A 19,595-nucleotide genomic window follows, 5' to 3' on the forward strand; every position below is an offset into this window, starting at 1 on the left:
ACGACTTCGATTTGAGAAGTCGCCACCAGCGCCCCCCGGCGTCGTTTGTCTTTGCCGGGTGACATGGCACTATGACGGTGTTCGGCGCAAGGTCCACTTGGCCTCACGTCCCAAGGGAAATGCCCGAATTTCAAGGGTGCGGTGCGATACTTGGCAACTTTGACGAGAGAGGCGCGGCGCGCCCACGCAGCGAATCACGGCGGTACGCCGAGTTTCTCTTGCAACGGGGCAGCAGTGTATGGGAGAGCGTCGGTGCCAACGACACATAGCAAGAACAGTGCTTCAATCTTGAGGTTTTAGATGCCCGAGACGTTTCCGTTTCAACGCCTTGTTGCGGCCCTACTCGCGGCTTTCGTATTGTCGTTGGTCATGGTGTCGGAGGCCGTAGCGAAGACCGCGACGGTCGGTCCCGTGTCGGTCGAAGTGGCGGACGACTTCAAGGATGTATCGAGCCAACCTCCGGCGATCCACCAGGATGCTTCCGGCATTACAATCGAAGCTTCGCCATTACCGCCCGAAGCGCTACATGAATTCAAAGGACCGGCGTTTCTCGACTACCTGAAAAGTCTCGGCTTCACGGATCCGGCCTACGTCGACGGCGGCCTAAAGCGGACTGGCGAATATACGTTCGTCACGGCCGAGGCGAAGGGCGCACAAGGCCCCGAGTCACGGTTCCTGCTCGTTATCGGCGGCGAAGGTCGGGCCGCTATCGTGACTGCCTATGCACCCAAGAGCGCATTGGCCGATGGTCACGCCAGCCGCGCTACGATCGAGGCTATCCTCGCCAGCGCCACGGTGACGCCTGCACCAGCCGCCAAGCCGTGATGTGCCGTCCGCGGCTTTCCGGCCCAGATCGCGGCCCGTTTGCGGCTTGACAGCGCGATCCGCCGCCTCGCATAAGGGCCGTTCCCAAATCGGGCGGTTAGCTCAGCGGTAGAGCACACGCTTCACACGCGTGGGGTCATAGGTTCAATCCCTATACCGCCCACCATCCCCCCTGAAATCATTGAATTTCTTCTGCTTGGCGCGGTGCCCCGTGACTTGCGCAGGGTTGTAGGTAATGCCGCCTGGTCAAAGTATCTCGGTGGAAGGAACGTGAATTACCGAAAGCGCTTATCTATTGTCACTTCGGAGTGATCGGTGCGCCGCCCGGTCCAGGCGTCCCAAACACGGTCACACTGTCGATGGCCTTGCGCTGCAGCCGCGTCCAGTCAGCGAGTTGTCCGCAAAGCGAGGGGCGCGGAGACGGGGCGTCCTTTGCACAGCGGAGCGAGACGAAATTCTGCAAGCCCATTGCAAGCTGCAGGGAATAATCGCTCGAATAGAGCTGAGTATCACTGAAGACCGCGCCGCCCGGGACGTTGCCGAAGTACATCATGCGAAGGCCCTGCGCCGTTTCGGGATGCTTTTCCGCGTCGAGCCCGAGGATAGCTCCATTAGGCGCAAATTCCGCGAGGATAGGCACCATCGGAAAGCCGGCTGTCTGATGGCAGCCCATGCACGAACTTTTCGGATTATCTACGGGGCCGGCGAGGCGGCCGCCGAAGCCCAGATGATTGAAGCTCAGCGGCGCAGTTGCCAGATCCTTGACGGCTTGACGATTGATCCACTGTTCGGTGAGTGGTTCATAATTGCACGGTCCGTTCGGCCCTTTGCACGTTTCGGCGTAGGTGACCTTAGGATTGTTGCCCCACTGCAGGCCGAGCGGCGTCATGCGGGCCCAAGGTGTTTCGCCTTTGGCGTTCCCGTCATAGCCATAAGTTCCGAGCAACCAGCCCGTAGGACTGCGCTCGTCGCGCACTTGCAGATCGATCTGAATGAGGCGCACCTTGCCAATACGACGCTCGTACCGTGACAACGGCCCCTCGTTGCGAAAGCGCGGGCTCTTGTTGACGAAGATATCGGCATCCCACTCCAGTGCGCCTTTCACCGTCGGCAATTCTTCCTCGGTCACCGTCGAGAACAGAAGTTTGATGACAAACGCGCCATCCGGCATGCTGTTCAAACCTGTTGGATCAGGATTGAGCGCGCCGGGCTTGGGATCGTCAGGATCGCAATAGACTTGGCCTAATGCGAATGCGTATCGATCGTTGACGTAAGCCTGAGCCCACGTGTCGACGAACTCAAGCTGCCGCTCACCGAAGGTGTTGCCGGCAGAGTCGAATTCATGAGTTAATCCGTGCACGAATTCGCGGCCGTCGGTCCCCGGCCAGTCGGAAGCGACTTCGGTGTTCCAATCCATCCACGGCGAGCCGTACCATTTACGGATTTTATTGTCTTCGACGTAGAAGCCGGCCGCGACGTTGCCTTCCAGGCCATAGTCCAGGAGAGCGCGCAGATAGGCCTCTGGATCTACCGGACCGCCATCTTTAAACGGAATTTTTAGCCAGGGATATTCTTCCTTCGAGCTCCGAGGGATAATCTTGGCTGAGCTTGTAAACGCGACCCTTGTAGCTCGACGGAGGATCGCCGCCGTTGCCCTGAAGGTAATAGTCCTTGAACGTGCCCCGACGACAATTCTTCTGCGCGAGCGAGTTGCGCAGCGAGTCGCTGGTCGCAGAAGCAGGAGTGGATAACACTCCCTCGCTCGCGCACGTCAATGCGACCATGGCGGTTATTGCCGACAAACGAGCGAGCATTTGCATTACCAAAACAATCCTTGTGCGATTCATGCGTGCGCTGATCATTAGGCGGCGCGGCTGCGAATCGTAATGGATGTTTTTCTAAAATGTACTCCAAGCCGTCAGGTAGCTTGGGAACGGGGTTAGAAAAGCGTAAAGGCTAGGCCTGCCGCACGCGGGATACATGTTCATCTCTCGACCGCGCTTGCGCGCGTCATCGAGGCGCTGCTGCCTGCCACGCTTTGATCGCGTCGATCGGGTGGATCAGCATGATGATGTTAAGAACCAGATTGTCCCTGATGGCGTAGGCCATAAGCGCTTCGCTGGCGATGCCCAGCAAGACGGTCACCGCAACCGGCAAGCGGGCGGCAATGGCGAAACCGATGGCCATGGCCGCGATGTCGGACATGGAGTTGACGATGCTGTCGCCATAATAATCGAATGAAAATGTCGCTGTTCGATAGCGATCGATGATGAAGGATGAGTTTTCCAAAACCTCCCAAAGCGATTCAACAGCAACTGCCGCAAGGAATCGTTGCGGTATGCTCCAGCGCGGCACGACAAGCCACAGCACAAAATAGAAAAGATAGCCGTGGACAATGTGCGTGAAGGTATACCAATCGGCCAGGTGTTGCGAATTCTCCGAGCTTTGGACTGCCCCGTGCCAAAGCTTGATCGTGCCGCACGTGCAAATCGGCACACGGCCCATGGCGTATTCAGCGACCGCTGCGCCAAGGACAATCAGAAGAGCAAAAACATATAGCGGTGGCGCCGACACGCGCGTAGAGCTTCCAAAGGCCATCCGCGTTCCTCCCCACCCCAATTGCGCTTAGCGCTCCTCTTGGCCTTCGTCTACGCCCAGGCATGACGAAAGCGGTCTTCGTCAACTAGCGGGCGTGCTCCGCTATACGTCGCGATCACTGACGAATTTGCAGTCGACTTCTGCTAATGTGATGAAGCCACTCGATGTCTGCGGTTGCGAAGCGGTACCGGATCATTTGACATCGCTTTAGACGTGGCTCTCGTTGATGCGCGAGACAATGTCGCTGAGCCGCGAAAGAAAGAGCTGCAAAACCGGCGAGCGGTTCGCCTTGTTGTAGCCGACCACGAGATCGATCATTGCGCCTTCGCCTTCGATCGGACGGCTGGTCACGGACGACCAGGTCAAGAAGTCCTTCGCATATCTTGGTAGTAGCGTTAGCGCCCGCGTGGACGCCACCAACGATATCGCCATCCCAAGATTGTCGATCTTCTGTTCGCTTTTGACGGATAGCCCGTGCTTGGCGAAGAAATCGTCCATCACTTGGCAAACACTGGCGGGCGATTGAGTTAGATCAAATTATTACTGCTCAGTGTAAATACAATCACCTTTGCCTGAGATCCCTCGCTCGGGCGAAGATGCTCCGCTTCCCCCCGTGCGAGCATCCGAGCGGTGCCAAGTGAGCCTCCCCCGGTCTTCACAAACTTTGGCGCCGCTCGAACTCCTTCAGCATTTTCGATGCGAATACTCGCTGGCCGCCGATCGCCTACGAGCAGACTGATCCGCCTCTTCCGCTAAGGGCAAAAAGCAGACCGTCAGAACGTGATTCAAATAGGCCCAGTACGCACGAACCTACTTTGAAAAACAACGTATACGAACGACTTCGCATCGTGACGTTGAATCTCCTCGATGCTCGCGAGACGAAAAGAAATTGAAAAAAGCGTCTTTCCAGGTGGGAGACACGCCATGAAAGCTGTTCTCGGAACCGTTGGCCTTACATTTGTTTTTGGCATCTCGCCAGCTTCGTCACAGCAGATTACCGGCACACCCGGTTCACCCAACACCACCACGACAATAGATGGAAGGCAGCTGCCGCCGGCGCCCCCCAAATTTGGCGGGGTCATCAACGAGACCGCCCCTGACTCCAAGCCGTGGTGGCCGCCGCGAGTCGTGCCTCCCAAGGGCGCACCGAACGTGCTTCTGATAATGACCGATGACTCGGGGTATGGAGTTCCGAGCACATTCGGCGGTGTGATACCTACGCCGTCTCTCGATCGCATCGCCAAATCGGGTTTGCGCTACACACAATTCCACTCGACCGCCCTCTGCTCTCCGTCACGCGCGGCGCTGATTACCGGTCGCAATCACCACTCCGTCGGGTTCGGTCAAATTGGTGAGATGGCGACTGGCTATCCAGGTTACGATTCCATCATCGGACCCGAAAACGCAACCATCGGCCGGATATTGTCAGACAACGGCTACGCGACATCGTGGTTCGGTAAAAATCACAACACGCCCTCATTCCAGTACAGCGTGGCCGGCCCATTCGACCAATGGCCGAGCGGCATGGGCTTCCAGTATTTCTATGGTTTCATGGGGGGCGAGTCCGATCAGTGGACTCCTTACCTCTTCCGCGATCACACGCCTGTTTATCCATGGCTCGACAAACCTGGATACAACTTCGTCCGCGACATGGCGGATGATGCCATTCGGCACATCAAGGAGCTGAATGCCTCTGCTCCGGAAAAGCCGTTCTTCGTTTATTACGTCCCTGGCGCAACTCATGACCCGCATCAGCCGACTAAGGAGTGGATCGACAAGATCAGCGCCATGCACCTCTTCGACAATGGTTGGGAACATTTGCGCGAGCAGATCTTTGCGAACCAGAAGCGGCTTGGCGTAGTCCCGGCGAACACACAGTTGACCCCGTGGCCGGACGAGTTGCCGAAGTGGGACTCGCTCTCGGAGATCCAGAAGAAGATCGTGATCCGTGAAGCCGACGTCTTTGCGGCCTACACAGCCTATAGCGACCATGAGATTGGCCGCGTGATACAGGCGGTCCAAGATATCGGCAAACTCGATAACACGCTGATCATCTACATCAACGGCGATAACGGCACGAGCGCCGAGGGCACTATGATGGGCACGCCCAACTGGATGACCGCGGCTAATGGCGTGCTGAAGCTGCCGGAACTTGAATACCTCCGCTATTACGAGTCGTGGGGCTCGGACGAAACGTATCCGCATATGGCTGTCCCGTGGGCGTGGGCATTCGATACGCCATTCAAATGGGTCAAGCAAATCGCATCGCATTTCGGAGGCACGCGCCAGGGAATGGCTATTTCCTGGCCGGGCCACATCACAGATGTTGGCGGCATCCGCACGCAGTTTCATCATATGATTGATATTGTGCCGACCATCCTTGACGCAGCCGGAATCCAACCGCCCGAGTTGGTCGACGGCATCAAGCAGAAGCCGATCGAAGGTATCAGCGTGGCCTACACCTTTGATAAGGCGAATGCGAATACGAAGTCGAAGCGGGATACCCAGTACTTCGAAATGTTTGCCAACCGCGGCATTTATCACGACGGCTGGTATGCCTGCACGACGCCACCGACCCCGCCGTGGCTCCTTGGGACGAAACCACTGCCACCGGTCGAGCAATACAAATGGGAACTGTACAATGTTGCTGATGACTTCTCGCAGGCTAACGATCTTGCCGCGAAGGAGCCGGAGAAACTCCAGGAGCTGCAAGCGCTGTTTCTCACCGAAGCGAAGAAATACCAGGTTCTGCCGCTCGACAACTCGGTGTTGCCGCGGCTGCTGACGCCGCGTCCGAGTGCGACCGCTGGCCGATCCATCTTCACATATGAAGGAGAAAACGTAGGCATCCCGGTCGGTAATGCGCCGAGCCTTCTGAATCGCGATTATACGATCACCGCTGACGTGACTATTCTCGAAGGTGGTTCCGACGGCATGATCGCGACGATGGGCGGTCGCTTTGGTGGCTATGGGCTCTACCTGCTCAATGGCAAGCCGGTCTTCGTCTACAACATGCTCAACTTGAAGCGCTATCGCTGGGAAGGCGGAATCGGAGCCGAGGACTGGTTAGCGGGATCCCCACTCGCACCCGGCAAGCACACGATCGTGTTCGATTTCAAATACGACGGTCCCGGTCTCGGCAAGGGTGGAACAGGTGTGCTCTCCGTCGATAGCAGGGAACTGTCGAAGCAGAAGGTCGAACACACAATTCCGTTCTTGATGGCGCTCGATGAGTCACTAGACATCGGTATGGACACCCGCACGCCAGTTGATAGCAGCTACAAACTTCCTTTCCGGTTTACCGGCAGAATTGACAAGCTGACCTACAAAATTGGACCGGAGCAGTTGTCCGAAGAGGACCACAAGACGATGGAAGAGCAAAATGCGAAGGCGAAGGATTAGGGGTCCCTCCCCGATCTTTGCCGCTGTCGGCGTCGGGTATGAGGAGTTGGGGGGCGTTAAGCCCCTCGATCGAGCGCAAAAGTCGTTCTTGCGCTAGAAATGCAGCGTTGTGCCGACGACAGGGCCCTGTTGAAGCACATTGTATTCATATCTCGATGTCCCAGAACCCTGCGAGTAGTCAACCGAAAGGGCTCTGTATCCGACGTAGCCGTCAAGCACATGACCATCGAGAATGCACATCTGCCAATTGTAAGTCGCAAGCACCTGCCAAGAGAAATCACTGCCCACGCCGAAGCCACCGAAATCCGCACGAACGTCGAGTTCCTCTCCGGGGCCGATCTTGTTCCGAAGACGCGCTCCGACGAACGGATCAACCCAGTTGACCGAACCTGATTTTGCAAACCAACGGCCATTTTCAAACTCGAGGCCGGCAACATTCAGGGTCGTCACGGAATCGGCGGAAACCACGCTGTCCTGATGCCAATAGCGAGCGCCGGCCAACACGTCGAATGCGGAGGTTCCCATAAGCACAGGATTGCGACCCTGCCAAATCTCATAAGCGCCACCGGCCTCGACCGTCACTTGCGTGTAATCAGCTGAGATATTGCCTGAGAACGTGGCGTGCTCCCCGTCCTTCGCGAAACCTTTCGAACCGCTGAAGCTCGCATAAACGATATCGTTGAAGAGTCCGACCGGGCCGCGGCGAGCTTCGGCATAGCTCATCCACGCTGGTAGTGTAGACCAGTCCAAATGCCCCAACAGATCGCTCGGGTCGACACTGACGTCGAACGACCGCCCTTTGATCACCGTATTACCTGATAGCCAAGGGATCCAGCCGTAGGTCGTGAAGATGACGGACCAATTTCCGTCCTCAGTTGTCGGCGAAGATCCATGCGATAGCTCCGCACTACCTGCCGAAACAGCTGATCCAACGACAGTGCAGGAAGCAATAATTAGTACCGCGGCTTTGAGGCGATGTTTCATCTGGAAGCCCTCATGAAGAGCGTGGTCCCGCGACTCGAATTTAGCACCAGTTTCCATTGTTGGCCGTGACCGTGGGACAACATAAATCCGTCGACTGCTTATTTTGTTTTGAACCGGATTTATGATCTGAAGATGCAGTTATTGTGCGCTTCCTTGGGGTCGAGCTAACCTTCGGGAGGCAAACGAAAGTCTCGAAAATGAGCCGGATCACAGCAGTTCCAGAGCTCTTCACGGCAATCATCCTATCTCGGCGGCCTGATGCACTGAAACTCATTGCGGATCTGGTCTGCGGCTGCAGCGCTCATCGAATTTGGGCGCGTGCGGACGGTATTGGGATCGGTTAATGGGCACGCAGGTAGGGCTATGCGCTCACATATCGACTGCAATCGGCAATCCCAAACGTGCTCGCGGTGAAAACGTCTTAGACCACGGCCGTCAACACCGCTTTGAGCAATTCTGCGCAGTGCTGCAACCTGGGTTCTGAAAATAACTCGGCCTATATCGTCGAAAGATCGCGCACGATTGGCGAAGGCCCATGCTCGGACGAGGCGCGCACGGATTTGATTTGCGGGAATATTCGCCTGCTGAAGAATTTGCGCGTATTCTCCATCCATGGTTGAAGATCAGGGTCGTTATCGACGACGTCGGCCAAAGCCGCTTCCGCGACATCTGGAGCGGCAACCACCTGCCCAGGTTCCTGTTCTTGAAAATCGATGTCTCCAAGGCGACGAACGCGTTGGCTAACGTTCACGAGCGCGGTCGAAAGGTCCCAGACGGCGCGCCTAAAGAAGAGCAGCAAAAGCAAAACGACGAGCGGCCAAGAAAGAGAATTTGCGCCTGCAAATAGACGGCTGAAAAAATCCAAAATGGCTTCGATAGATTGCATCGACCTCTCCGCGAAACTCTACCGACACCTCAGCAGTCGCGCGTAAGTAGCGGAACAACAACACGGGGATTTCAACAGTCAAACTTGAGATGAGGTGGCGCTGGAGAACAGCAATTCAATCTCTTTTCCAAATTGGTTCAATTGGACCAATGCGTTGGATTTATAGGTCTGAACTATCGATCTTTGGTTCATGGCCGGAGCGACGCCGCAGGGTGTGACCGTTCCGGGAGACGAACGAAAGAAGGAATAGTCTCATGGCTTTCGCATCCCTATTGAACGATCGCTTCCCTCGCCAGGCCGAGGTTTGGCTCCCTCAAAGGCCCCGTCCGGTCACCGCCTCGCATGTGCCGACGGCCGAAGCCGTGCCTAGCTATGACCTCTCCGTGCATCCGGCACCTGTCGTCATCGGCCTCGCCTCCTGCGCCTGGTTCCTGGTTTTGAGCTGGACGTGTTTTGGCGCGTTCGACCTCCGTACCGGTCTGGCTGTTGCCATCGTGACGATCATCTCGGCGATGTATCTCGGCGGTATTACTCTCGGCGCCTATAATTCCAACAGCGCCGCGAATGACCGCGCGGCCGGCCAGCGTCGCAGCTTCCGCCAGTTTCTCCACGGCCGAGTCGACATCGCGACGGGCCTCGTGAGCGGACGCGAGGCCATGCTTCAGATCGCGCTCCTTCCGGTCAGTCTGGCTGTCGGCGCAACAGCTATGGCGCTGATTTGGCTGACGATCCGATAGCCTTCCATCCCAAGGACGCGGACCTCATCGTATGGTGGCCCGCCCTTCCCCCAATACTCGCCTCGCCGGAAAATCAGCATCCGGCATTTGTGTTTGCTGCCGAACACCGTTAATCGCCGACTTAATCCGCGGGCCGAATTTTTGGCCTGCAAGCGAAATTCGGCCATGAAGCGCAGGCAAGCGTCGGTCGGGGCACGAGGGAGACACAAAATGTTCATCAGACACCTTAGCGTGGCGCTTGTCGCGTGGTTCGCGCTCGTCGCAGCGTCGCCGGCAAGCCGCGCAGAATCGGGACCAGAGATCGATGCCGGCGTGCATGAGACCATGCAGCGATTTTTCCGCCAGGTCGGCGGCGCGCGCGAGCTGGCGCACAAGGCTGTCGGTATTTTGGTGTTTCCGTCCGTCGTGAAGGCGGGCTTTGGCATCGGCGGGGAATATGGCGAAGGCGCGCTGCTGATCGGCGGCCGCACCGCCGGTTATTACAATACCGTTTCGGGCTCGTTCGGCTTTCAGATCGGTGTGCAGGCGCGATCGGTCATCATCGCGTTCATGACACCCGAGGCGCTGCGCCAGTTTCGCAAAACCGCGGGATGGAAGGTCGGCGCAGACGCTTCAGTGGCAATCATCACGGTCGGCGTCGGCGGATCAATCGACACCAACAAGATCACGAGCCCGGTCGTCGGCTTCATCCTCGACCCCAAGGGGCTCATGTATAATTTGACGCTCGAAGGGTCGAAGATCTCGCGCATATCGCGCTAACGCAATTTATCTCGCGTCGCCTCGGCCGCTTTCTAAAGCCGCCGAGGCGCATTCCGCGTGCAAGCGGTAAGGTTCAACAAGACGTTACCGCGGACGCTCGCGTAACGGATTGCGCACGGCAGACGTAGGTATTGGAGTGTGCGGAAGCACACGACCAATCCCCCCGGAGACGTCCATGGCAATCCAGTTCAAATCTCTTTTGCGGTCCGACCGCATTTTCTTTTCAATCGTCACCGTTGCGGCCGCCGTCTTTGTTCTGAGTACGGTCGGCGGCGTAGGCGTCGATGCAGAGGAAGGCACGCGCGTGCCGCCGCCCGCCATCGATGAGCCCGCGCCTCAAAGCGCGCATCTTGAAACGGCTGTGCTGGCAGGCGGCTGCTTCTGGGGCGTTCAGGGCGTGTTCCAGCACGTTGTCGGCGTGAAAAACGCGGTCTCCGGATATACCGGCGGCGACGCGCAGGATGCGCACTATCAGATCGTCGGCACGGGCGCGACGGGTCATGCGGAATCCGTGCAAGTGACGTTCGATCCGCAGAAGATCAGCTACGGTAAGCTGCTGCAGATCTATTTCTCGGTGGCGCACGATCCGACCGAACTCAACCGTCAAGGGCCGGATTCAGGCACGCAGTATCGTTCGACGATTTTTCCGATGACGGCGGAACAGGCGAACGTCGCGAAGGCTTACATCGCACAGCTCGATGCCGCGCATATCTTCCCAGACAAAATCGCCACGACGGTGGAGCCCGGCCGCACGTTCTTTCCGGCCGAGAACTATCATCAGAATTTTCTGACGCTGAATCCAAACTATCCGTACATCGTAATCAACGACCTGCCGAAGGTCGCCAATCTGAAGCGGCTGTTCCCGGAGAACTATCGGGCCGAGCCGAAGTTGGTCGCGCTCGCGAAGGCGTCGAACTAAGGTCACGCGATTGCGTAAGAGGCTCAGACTTTGATCTGAGCCTCAATCGCAGCTTTATCTACGACCGACCAGACGTGCTGGATCTTCGCGTTCTGAAATTCGTAGATGACGTTCTCGGTGAACGACACCCTCCGGCCATTGACGGTGAGCCCGAGAAAACTGCCTTTTGGCGTGCAATCAAAGCCCAGACGGCTTGCAACAAAGGGCGGTTCGCAAACCATCAGCAGAATGTGAAATCGGAGGTCGGGAATTTCCGAGACGTCGCGCTCCAGCATTTCTCGATAGCCGGAAAGTCTCAGCGGCTTGCCGTTGCGCGTGACGTCGTCGGCAACGAATGCAGTTAGCCGGTCCCAGTCCCGATTATTCAGGCACGCAATGTACTCGCGGTAGATATCCGCGATGTTGTCGCTTTCCATGCCTAACCGACTATCAGGCGTTGCGCGCGATCGGTTCGAGATCTTCCGTGTAGATCGAATACATCGGCTCGTCCTGCAGGATGACGTCGATGTATTCGCCGTATCCATTGAAGCGCGTGCCCATCGCGCGGGCATAGGCGCCGAGATTGCCGATCTCGATGTAATCACCTTCGCGCACCGAAGCAGGCAGCATGAACGGCCCCTTCATGTGATCGATGGAATCGCACGTCGGTCCCCAGAACTCGAACGGCTCCAGCGGCTCGTTCGGATCGAGGCCCGGACGAATGAGGCGAACCGGGAAAACGAAGCCCAGATGCGCGCTGTCGAAGAGCGCACCATAAGAACCGTCGTTGATGAAAAGCTGGTTGCCCGGTTTGCGCAGATCGACTTTCACGATCAGGCTTTCGGCTTCGGCGACAAGCGCGCGCCCGGGCTCGCAGATCAAGCGGCAATCCTCGGTCACGGGCATCTTCGCCATCGACGCTTTGATGACTTCGATGAAGTCGGACAGCCGTGCGGGCACGCTATCGGTGTAGCGTGACGGGAAACCGCCGCCGATATCGATCGCGTCGACCACGACGCCAGCCTTAACGATGTGCTTCTTCACTTCCTCGAACGCCATCGCGTAGGCGTCGGGCGTCGTCGTCTGCGAGCCGACATGGAAGGTGATACCGAGTTCGTCGGCGACCTGGCGCGCCTTGACGAGCAGGCGCTGCGCCTTCTGGCCGGAGATACCGAACTTGTGCTCCAGCGGCACGCGGCTGTTCTTGGCCGGAACCGAGACGCGTACGAACAGCTCAAGGTCTTTCGCGCCGTCCGTCTCTTCGATGATCTTCTGCAGCTCGTCTTCAGTGTCGAGCGCGAAGCATTTGATATCGTAATCGAAGTAGGCGCGGCGAATGGCGTAGCGCGACTTCACCGGATGCATGAAGTGCAGGCGCACGCCGGGGATCGTTGCGGCGTCCTCAAGCTCGGCGACAGAGGCGACGTCGAACTGCTTGATACCCGCACCGTAAAGCGCGCCGAGAAGAAAGACGGAGCTGTTCGCCTTGTAAGCGTAAGCGACCTCGCCCGGAAAGTTGTTGATGAACCACCGAGCGGCACGTCCCGCAGCGTGGGGACGCGCGGCGAAGACCGGAAGATCCGGCTTCATCTCGGTCACCATTTCAAGGGCGGTGGCAAACTTCTCCATCGCGAAAGAACCTCCTGAGGAAGCGCTATCCGGTTTCGCGCGCGGCAGCCGAGCGATGTCGGCTCTGGACACAATGTTGAAGGGGTGCATTTAGGTACCTCGGCTCCCTCTGTAAAGCCTTTCCGAACCCAAACGCTTTTTAGGGTTGTCGGATTCTCTCCCGAACGCGAGTGGCGGGATGCAATTGGCATACAGAGCGATGCGTTTCGGCACCTACCGTTTGCGACAATTTTATGAAGCGCCCTGTTCTCAGGCATTTGGCGCCGCGTTCGAAACGTCAGCGAAGGCCGAGAATGAGGACTGCGCGACCGTCGCGTAGTGGCCGATCCGTCACGATGTCGGGCCGCGGTGGCTCGATGCGCTCGCCCTGAGCTTCGCGGCGGCTGATGGCGCCAGCCCGGGCGATACGGGCGCGCTCGGCCTTTTCCGGGTTGGCGCGCATCTCCCAGTCGGTGACGAGCGTGTCGCGAATGAAGTTTTCCCAGTTACCGAGTACCGTGAAGCGCTGATGCACGAAGTCGTGCTCAATGCCGACCGGCGGCGTAGCGCTGGTCGAGCAGCGACCTAGAATCGTCTCGCTGCCCGCTGCTTTATAGCGAAGCTGGAACGGTGCATCGGCCGGCGGGACGCTCACTGGCTTTCCGGCCTTGATCAGATTGTCGTGCTGGAAATCGCTCGGAAACAGCACGGTCCCAACGCCCTCGGCATCGACGCTGATGATTGTCAGGTAGCAGTCGTTGTCAGCTTCGGCCTTGATCGTCACGAGGTCTCCGGGAACCGGGCGTGGCTTATCGAGCCACATGCTGAGCCCAATGTCTGTCTTTACTTCGCGCAGAAACCCCGCGGATGCCGTCTGCTTCGGCTTGTCTATGCCTTTGAGCAGCGAAAACAGTCGTTCGAGCTGCGCGCGCGACAGCACGCCGTGCAGAAGGCGGCGGGCGAGCGGCGCGGCTTGGCCTTTGGCGTTTGAAAGCTCTTTCAGGAAGTCTGTGCGCTCGAGGCCCGTCTCGGACAGCGCAACCTCAAAATCGGCGCCTTCGCGATAGCGGCGAGCAAGACCCGAAACCATCTCTTCGCCGTGAATTCGAAGGTTGAGATCGACGCCGACCGATTTGGCGGCGGCGCGGAAGCGATCCGTGCCGCCAAGCATCAGGAGCATGTTTTCGCTGTCCGTGCCAAACAACGGCAGCGCCGTGCGGCGATCGGCTGGCATCGGTGCGGATGAGATATCGACCGGACCAGCAGGCCTGAAATCATCCTTGGCTTTGACCAATCCTTCGGTATGGCACGCAAAGCAATCGGTGCCGGCCGTCGTTGTCGGCTCAACGGCGTTGGCCTCATCGCCCGCGTATGGCTTCTCAATGCCCGGCAGTACCCGATCGATGCGGTTGCCCGACGCATCGTAGAGCGCGAACGCATAAAAGCCGTTGGGTAGCGCGAACAGCGCGCGAACTTCATCCGCCTTGAAGGGCGCCGCGGCGCTGGTTGCGGATTTGGGGCCCAACGGGTGATCGAAAACGTTCTGATCGCCGGTACTGGTTGCAAAGTCGTAGACCAGCCACAGTCCCGCATGATCGCCGGGGTGGCGTTCGATCAAACGATTGCCGCGCGTCACTGCGCTCTCGCGAACGGCAATGCGGCGGACGGATCCAGCACGAATATCGTCGTCGATCTTCGCACCGTTCATGGCGGCAAGAGAGGATAGCTTCTGCGGGATGCCAAGAAGACCGTAATAGAGCGGCGTTTCGCCTGCGGCAGCGGCAAGCCAATCGCCGTTGACGATGACCGCTTTCGTCTGCGCAGTTTTTAAAATGTCCGGCGCGACGGCGTGAACGAGCGCGGGCGGATAGGCGTCTTCGATCATCGCCCAGCGCGCCGCGTCCCAGCCGAAATCTGAAAGCCGGAACGACAGCACCGTTCCAGCGGCATCGAGCGGCGTCAGCTTCATGGGTTCGGGCGCCCAGGAGAGCGCGTTCATCAGTTTGTTCAGCGCGGCCGCATATGCCGCCATTTCGTCCGGTGTCGCGCACGCGTTGTAGAGGTGGGCGAGAGAAATGAAGCGGACGTCCTTGCCTTGCTCGCGTTCCAGACGCTGGGCGTCCCGCATCAGCTTGTCGAGGTCGGTAAGGCTGATCGGCCGGCGCGACGGACACGTTTGAGCGGTATCGGGAAGATCCTTCACCCAGCGACGAAGGGCGAGAATGTCGTCCGGCTGCGGTTCCACCGCCGCGTTGGCGCCGATAAAAACATCGAGTGGGGCGTGACGCGTTTCCAGAACGTCGTACAGACGCGAAGCGTCGGGGAAACCTGGCTTCACCAAAATGGAATCGCGCGCCAGATCGTCGATATCGAGAATATTCGCGAGGCCGCCTGACGCCAGCGGGCGTTCAAGCTTGCCCGTCTGATGGCAGCGCGCGCAGTAGGTATCGAGGATGCTATAGGCCTTCGCCGCGAGCGGCTCTTCGGGGCGCGACGGCACGGCAGACGATGCGGACGACGAGGCTGGCGCCGACGCGGCTTGCGGGTCCGCCGCAACGGCACCGAGCGCGCCGAAACAGGCGAAAGTCAGCAGGCCTGCCAACAGCCGCGCATAAAACATCACGTCTTCGAATTGCACGTCGTCTCTCGTGTTTCGTCTTCCAGGCCCAAGACCGTCTCTGGCCGCTGTATCTTCGCGCATCCCTAAAGCGGAGGCGCGGCTGTAACGTGGCGACCGGCGGTCCGTCTCCCAATCTATTGGAATGCCAAATCGGAGCGCGGGTTTACGCCTTGTTTACAGGCGTAAACAGTTCCTTAATTCGATCGTATAGTGATTAGTCATCGCAAGACTTCAAAATCGACCGCCTCGTAAAAGTCGGTTACAAGAAGCTTACTTCAATAGATTGAAGGCGGGCTTGTGCGATGGATCTCAAGGCAGCCAGTGATCAAAACTCCACGGTCGATCGTTTAACGCGTGCCGGTATGGCGATTTGTTTTCTGGCAAGCTGCGGACTTCTGATTGGCGCGCTCATTTTCAATAAGCTTCAAGACGATACCAAGTTGAAATTTCCGCTCCCCGTCCAGTTCACTTCGAGGTAGCCGCAATATTTTCGATGCCTCGTCAATTTCGATCCGACTCTTCCCCGATCCAACGATCCACTTAGGGCCCTCCGCAAAAGCCGAGGGCCCATTTTTTTGCGCGTTGTTTTCTGACGGTCAGGGCGCTCCGGCGCCGGTCGAACTCTTCACCATCACCGAATAGCCCGCCTCTTTGAGGCCCGTCACGACCAGATCGAGATGGGCGCGATCGCGCGTTTCGATGACAAGGTGAAGCTCGGTGCCTTTCGCCGGAACGTCAGTGAAGACGCGCTGATGATAAACCTCGACGACGTTGGCGCCAACACCACCGATCACGCCCGCGACTTTGGCGAGCTGGCCGGGCCGGTCGGGAAGGTCGATGGCAAGGCGTGACAGGCGGCCGTCACGGGCAAGCTCGCGCGTCAGAACGCTGGCCAGCAGCCGCGTGTCGATGTTGCCGCCGCAGAGAACCAGCCCGATCTTGCGGCCCTTATAAAGCCTGCTCGCGCCGATCAGCGCGGCGAGCCCGGCGGCGCCTGCGCCCTCGACGACCGTCTTCTCGATCGTGATCAGTAGTGACACGGCGCGTTCGAGATCGGCTTCTGAGACGAGCAGAATGTCGTCGACCAGGGCTTCGACAATCTCTTGCGTCAGGCTGCCCGGCGTCTTGACGGCGATGCCTTCCGCGAGGGTATCGCCGCCGACGGGCAACGAGGCATGTTTCACGGCGTTGAGCATTGAGGGGTAGAGCTGCGCCTCGACGCCGATGATCTTGATCTTTGGATTGATCGCCTTCGCGGCGACAGCCATGCCCGAGATCAATCCGCCGCCGCCGATCGGCACGATCAGCACATCGAGGTCTGGCGCGACCGCCAGCATCTCGACCGCAACCGTTCCCTGCCCCGCAATCACGGCCGGATCATTGAACGGATGAACGAAGGCCATGCCGCGTTCGGCCCCATAGGCGACGGCGAAGGCGTAGGATTCTTCCAGCGTCTGACCTTCGAGAATGACTTCGGCCCCATGGCTGCGGGTGTTCTCGACCTTGATGGTGGGCGTCGAAGCCGGCATCACGATTGTTGCCGGGATGCCGAGACGGTGGGCGTGATAGGCCACACCCTGGGCGTGATTTCCGGCCGACATGGCGATCACGCCATTTTGCCGCTCGACGTCCGACAGCGACAGGAGCTTGTTTAAGGCCCCCCTCTCCTTGTAGGACGCGGTGAACTGCAAGTTCTCGAACTTCAGCCAGATTTCGGCGTTGAGAAGGGTGCTGAGGGTTCGGCTCGGCTCGAAGCGCGTCGGAACGACGGCCCCGCGGATAGCCTCTGCCGCGCGGACCACATCGCCATAGGTTACGGATAGGGGCCGGGAATCAAGTTTCGCCAAATTTGTCATTATCGTCCGGGGGGTTTAATGGAAGGTCTTTCCTTAGCATATTGCTCGGCAGCGCGGCGCTACCAGCTTTTGGCCCGTTGCCATTCAGCATTTGCTCAGGCCCGTGCATCTACCGGCGATAACTTCCACCGATTCGCCGTCCGGAGAACCTAAATGGCCCGTCTGCCCCTGAAGTCGATTGCCGCGGTGGCGGCCCTGCTTGTGGGCTTTGCCCTGCCTGCAAGTGCGCAGACGTTCGAATACACGCCCTACAGGGGTGTCAACAATACCGGCGGCCAGCCGACCGACCCGCCGCCGGACAGCTACACGCCGAACCATCAGAGTTCGCCTCCCGGCGTCGGAGGTGCGGCGGCGCCTCCCTACCAAGCTGGCGAATCTGATGCCTATCAGAGCAGCGGCAATGCGCCCGCGCCTACCGGTGACGCCTATTCGTCTCCGCGGGGCCACTACTCACCCTCCCAAGACGTCTTTTCGCCTGCCCAGAACGGTGGTGGATCGCCTTCACCGTCAGTTCAACCGCCGCGCGGCGTGGGCGGACCGCCGATTCAAGATGTCGGCACCATGCCGCGGATCGAAGTCCAAGCCTCGGCCCCCGACGACGGTGTGCCCTTGAGCGTTCGGCAGGATGACGCCCGTCGGGCTGCAATCCAGGGCTGGCGCAGCAAGGTTGCCGACCGTTATGGCCCGGAATTCTCCGAGTGGCGTTCTGCCGTGGGAAAGAACGTCGATTGCCACAAGGACCGGCGCAACGGCGTCATCTGCATCGCGAGCGCCCAGCCGGTGCGCGGATTTGACCGCAGTAACCCGTGGGCCGCTCAGAATCGCCGCTACTAGCGGTCTCTTCGCAATATCGTCGCGCAGACGCCGGGACAATGGCAGTTGATCCCGGCGTTGCTTTTTGTCATCAGCCGCCGTGGTCGGGTGAGACGCACGGCGACGTGGAACAGGAACGGACAATATGGCGAAGGTGGCTTGGCTCGGTCTCGGCGTCATGGGCTATCCCATGGCGGGGCATCTGAAGACGCGCGGCGGCCATGATGTCGTCGTCTACAATCGGACTGCCGCCAAAGCCCAGAAATGGCAGCAGCAGTTCGGCGGCACAGTCGCTGCGACACCAGCCGAAGCCGCGCGTGGCTGCGAGGTGGTGTTTGCGTGCGTCGGCAATGACGACGACCTGCGCAGCGTCACGACCGGCCCAGACGGCGCTTTTCAGTCCATGAGCGCGGGCACGATTTTCGTCGATCACACGACGGCGTCGGCCAAGGTCGCGCGGGAGCTTTCAGCAGCGGCGGCGTCCGGCGGTTGCGCATTTCTCGACTGTCCGGTTTCAGGCGGCCAGGCGGGTGCAGAGAAAGGCGTGCTGACCGTCATGGCTGGCGGCGACAAAACCGCATTCGAGAAGGCTGAGCCGCTGATCACCTGTTTCGCGCGCGCGGTCCGGCTCATGGGACCTTCCGGATCAGGGCAGCTTGCCAAGATGTGCAACCAGATCGCGATCGCAGGACTCGTCCAGGGGCTGGCGGAATCGATCCATTTCGCCGAGTGCGCCGGGCTGGATGTGACGGCGCTGATCGAGACGATCTCTAAGGGCGCGGCGCAATCGTGGCAGATGGACAACCGTTGGAAGACCATGCACGAGCGCAAATTCGACTTCGGTTTCGCCGTAGACTGGATGCGTAAGGATCTCGCCATCTGTTTCGATGAAGCAGAATCGAACGGCGCCGATCTGGCGGTGGCGAAAATCGTCGACGGTTTCTATGCGGACGTTCAGGCCCACGGCGGGAGCCGCTGGGATACATCGAGTCTGATCGCGCGCCTCAAACCCAAAACGTCGGACTGACGGCTAGGCTCTTACGCTTCGGCGCGCTCACTCTTTCCCGAACGCTCGGTGATCGCGAACTGCAGCGGAAGGGCTGTCGTGTATTTGATCTGCTCCATCGCGAAGGCCGACGACACCTTGGCGATATCGACGCGCGAGATCAGCTTTTTGTAGAAGGCATCGTAGGCCGCGATGTCGGGCACCGCGACGCGAAGCAGATAGTCGATCTCGCCGGACATGCGATAGAACTCGACGACCTCGGGAAATTCCGCGACGGCAGAGTGAAATTTTTCCAGCCAGTTGAGCGAGTGCTTGTCTGTCTTGATCGAGACGAACACCATGACGCCGGCGTTCACCTGTTGCGCATCGAGAATGGCGACCCGGCGCTGGATGACGCCCGACTCTTCGAGCTTCTGCACACGCCGCCAGCAGGGCGTCGTAGAGAGGCCGACTTCCTTGCCGATGTCAGCAACGGGGCGCGTGCAATCCTGCTGCAGAATGCGCAGGATTTTAACGTCCATTTCGTCGAGCATCGGCACCGCCCTGGCCAGGAGAACAACATTTTACGCTTTCGCGTCGCTTTTTGAGATTATTATTCTGTAT

The 19,595-nt window shown here is 58.9% G+C and carries 17 protein-coding genes, 1 tRNA gene and 1 pseudogene; 8 read left to right on the forward strand and 11 right to left on the reverse strand.

From position 1 onward, the window contains the following. Nucleotides 1-300: 300 nt before the first annotated feature. Together RLW41_RS21585 and RLW41_RS21590 are read left to right on the forward strand one after the other, a co-directional pair. Entirely contained in the window at nt 301-825 is a 525-nt protein-coding gene (locus RLW41_RS21585; protein WP_414462827.1) for a hypothetical protein, read from the forward strand. A gap of 91 nt (nt 826-916) precedes the next feature. Then, nucleotides 917-991: transfer RNA gene (locus RLW41_RS21590), tRNA-Val, on the forward strand. Nucleotides 992-1,123: 132 nt separating this feature from the next. On the opposite strand, the gene RLW41_RS21595 is transcribed toward RLW41_RS21590, so the two are convergent. From RLW41_RS21595 to RLW41_RS21610, 4 genes and pseudogenes are all read right to left on the reverse strand, one after another. Continuing rightward, nucleotides 1,124-2,242, reverse strand: a complete 1,119-nt coding sequence (locus RLW41_RS21595) for a hypothetical protein (protein ID WP_414462828.1) — start codon at nt 2,240-2,242, stop codon at nt 1,124-1,126. A 127-nt stretch (nt 2,243-2,369) separates the two neighbouring features. Then, complete coding sequence (locus RLW41_RS21600; RefSeq protein WP_414462829.1) at nt 2,370-2,687, reverse strand: hypothetical protein; 318 nt, start codon at nt 2,685-2,687, stop codon at nt 2,370-2,372. A gap of 148 nt (nt 2,688-2,835) precedes the next feature. Further along, a complete protein-coding gene (locus RLW41_RS21605) occupies nt 2,836-3,423 on the reverse strand; it encodes a DUF2585 domain-containing protein (protein ID WP_414462830.1) in 588 nt (195 codons plus the stop codon). A 207-nt stretch (nt 3,424-3,630) separates the two neighbouring features. Then, nucleotides 3,631-3,927: pseudogene (locus RLW41_RS21610) on the reverse strand (LysR substrate-binding domain-containing protein); the annotation flags it as partial. A 420-nt stretch (nt 3,928-4,347) separates the two neighbouring features. Between RLW41_RS21610 and RLW41_RS21615 the strand changes: the two are divergent. Then, the gene (locus RLW41_RS21615) at nt 4,348-6,825 is read left to right on the forward strand and encodes an arylsulfatase (RefSeq protein WP_414462831.1); all 2,478 of its coding nucleotides are present in this window, start codon (nt 4,348-4,350) and stop codon (nt 6,823-6,825) included. A gap of 93 nt (nt 6,826-6,918) precedes the next feature. Here the strand turns inward: RLW41_RS21615 and RLW41_RS21620 are convergent, their stop codons facing one another. Further along, nucleotides 6,919-7,809, reverse strand: a complete 891-nt coding sequence (locus tag RLW41_RS21620) for a hypothetical protein (protein ID WP_414462832.1) — start codon at nt 7,807-7,809, stop codon at nt 6,919-6,921. 496 nt (nt 7,810-8,305) lie between these two features. Beyond that, a complete protein-coding gene (locus RLW41_RS21625) occupies nt 8,306-8,695 on the reverse strand; it encodes a hypothetical protein (RefSeq protein WP_414462833.1) in 390 nt (129 codons plus the stop codon). A 254-nt stretch (nt 8,696-8,949) separates the two neighbouring features. Between RLW41_RS21625 and RLW41_RS21630 the strand changes: the two genes are divergently transcribed. From RLW41_RS21630 to msrA, 3 genes are all read left to right on the forward strand, one after another. Beyond that, nucleotides 8,950-9,432 carry a hypothetical protein gene (locus RLW41_RS21630; RefSeq protein WP_409560045.1) on the forward strand — a complete coding sequence of 161 codons (483 nt, stop codon included), beginning with the start codon at nt 8,950-8,952 and terminating at the stop codon, nt 9,430-9,432. 210 nt (nt 9,433-9,642) lie between these two features. Then, the gene (locus RLW41_RS21635; protein WP_409560046.1) at nt 9,643-10,191 is read left to right on the forward strand and encodes a YSC84-related protein; all 549 of its coding nucleotides are present in this window, start codon (nt 9,643-9,645) and stop codon (nt 10,189-10,191) included. 175 nt (nt 10,192-10,366) lie between these two features. Then, nucleotides 10,367-11,110: a peptide-methionine (S)-S-oxide reductase MsrA gene (gene msrA, locus RLW41_RS21640; RefSeq protein ID WP_414462834.1), complete on the forward strand. Its 744-nt coding sequence runs from the start codon at nt 10,367-10,369 to the stop codon at nt 11,108-11,110. A gap of 23 nt (nt 11,111-11,133) precedes the next feature. On the opposite strand, the gene RLW41_RS21645 is transcribed toward msrA, so the two are convergent. The 4 genes from RLW41_RS21645 to RLW41_RS21660 all read right to left on the reverse strand — a co-directional run bounded on the left by RLW41_RS21645 (nt 11,134) and on the right by RLW41_RS21660 (nt 17,173). Then, a complete protein-coding gene (locus RLW41_RS21645; RefSeq protein ID WP_414462835.1) occupies nt 11,134-11,526 on the reverse strand; it encodes an ester cyclase in 393 nt (130 codons plus the stop codon). Nucleotides 11,527-11,539: 13 nt separating this feature from the next. After that, entirely contained in the window at nt 11,540-12,718 is a 1,179-nt protein-coding gene (locus RLW41_RS21650; protein WP_013947930.1) for a decarboxylase, read from the reverse strand. Nucleotides 12,719-12,995: 277 nt separating this feature from the next. Beyond that, on the reverse strand, nt 12,996-15,335 hold the full coding sequence (locus RLW41_RS21655; RefSeq protein ID WP_414462836.1) for a DUF4384 domain-containing protein: 2,340 nt from the start codon (nt 15,333-15,335) through the stop codon (nt 12,996-12,998). Between the two features lie 578 nt (nt 15,336-15,913). Beyond that, a complete protein-coding gene (locus RLW41_RS21660; RefSeq protein WP_409560050.1) occupies nt 15,914-17,173 on the reverse strand; it encodes a threonine ammonia-lyase in 1,260 nt (419 codons plus the stop codon). A gap of 153 nt (nt 17,174-17,326) precedes the next feature. Between RLW41_RS21660 and RLW41_RS21665 the strand changes: the two genes are divergently transcribed. Both RLW41_RS21665 and RLW41_RS21670 read left to right on the forward strand, forming a co-directional pair. After that, on the forward strand, nt 17,327-18,007 hold the full coding sequence (locus RLW41_RS21665) for a hypothetical protein (protein ID WP_409560051.1): 681 nt from the start codon (nt 17,327-17,329) through the stop codon (nt 18,005-18,007). Nucleotides 18,008-18,131: 124 nt separating this feature from the next. Then, nucleotides 18,132-19,013: an NAD(P)-dependent oxidoreductase gene (locus RLW41_RS21670; protein ID WP_409560052.1), complete on the forward strand. Its 882-nt coding sequence runs from the start codon at nt 18,132-18,134 to the stop codon at nt 19,011-19,013. 11 nt (nt 19,014-19,024) lie between these two features. Here RLW41_RS21670 and RLW41_RS21675 read toward each other — a convergent pair whose 3' ends face one another. Further along, a complete protein-coding gene (locus tag RLW41_RS21675; protein ID WP_409560053.1) occupies nt 19,025-19,525 on the reverse strand; it encodes an Lrp/AsnC family transcriptional regulator in 501 nt (166 codons plus the stop codon). Nucleotides 19,526-19,595 lie beyond the last annotated feature (70 nt).

The sequence above is a fragment of the Hyphomicrobium sp. DY-1 genome (genome assembly GCF_047497105.1).
GTDB lineage: Bacteria > Pseudomonadota > Alphaproteobacteria > Rhizobiales > Hyphomicrobiaceae > Hyphomicrobium_B.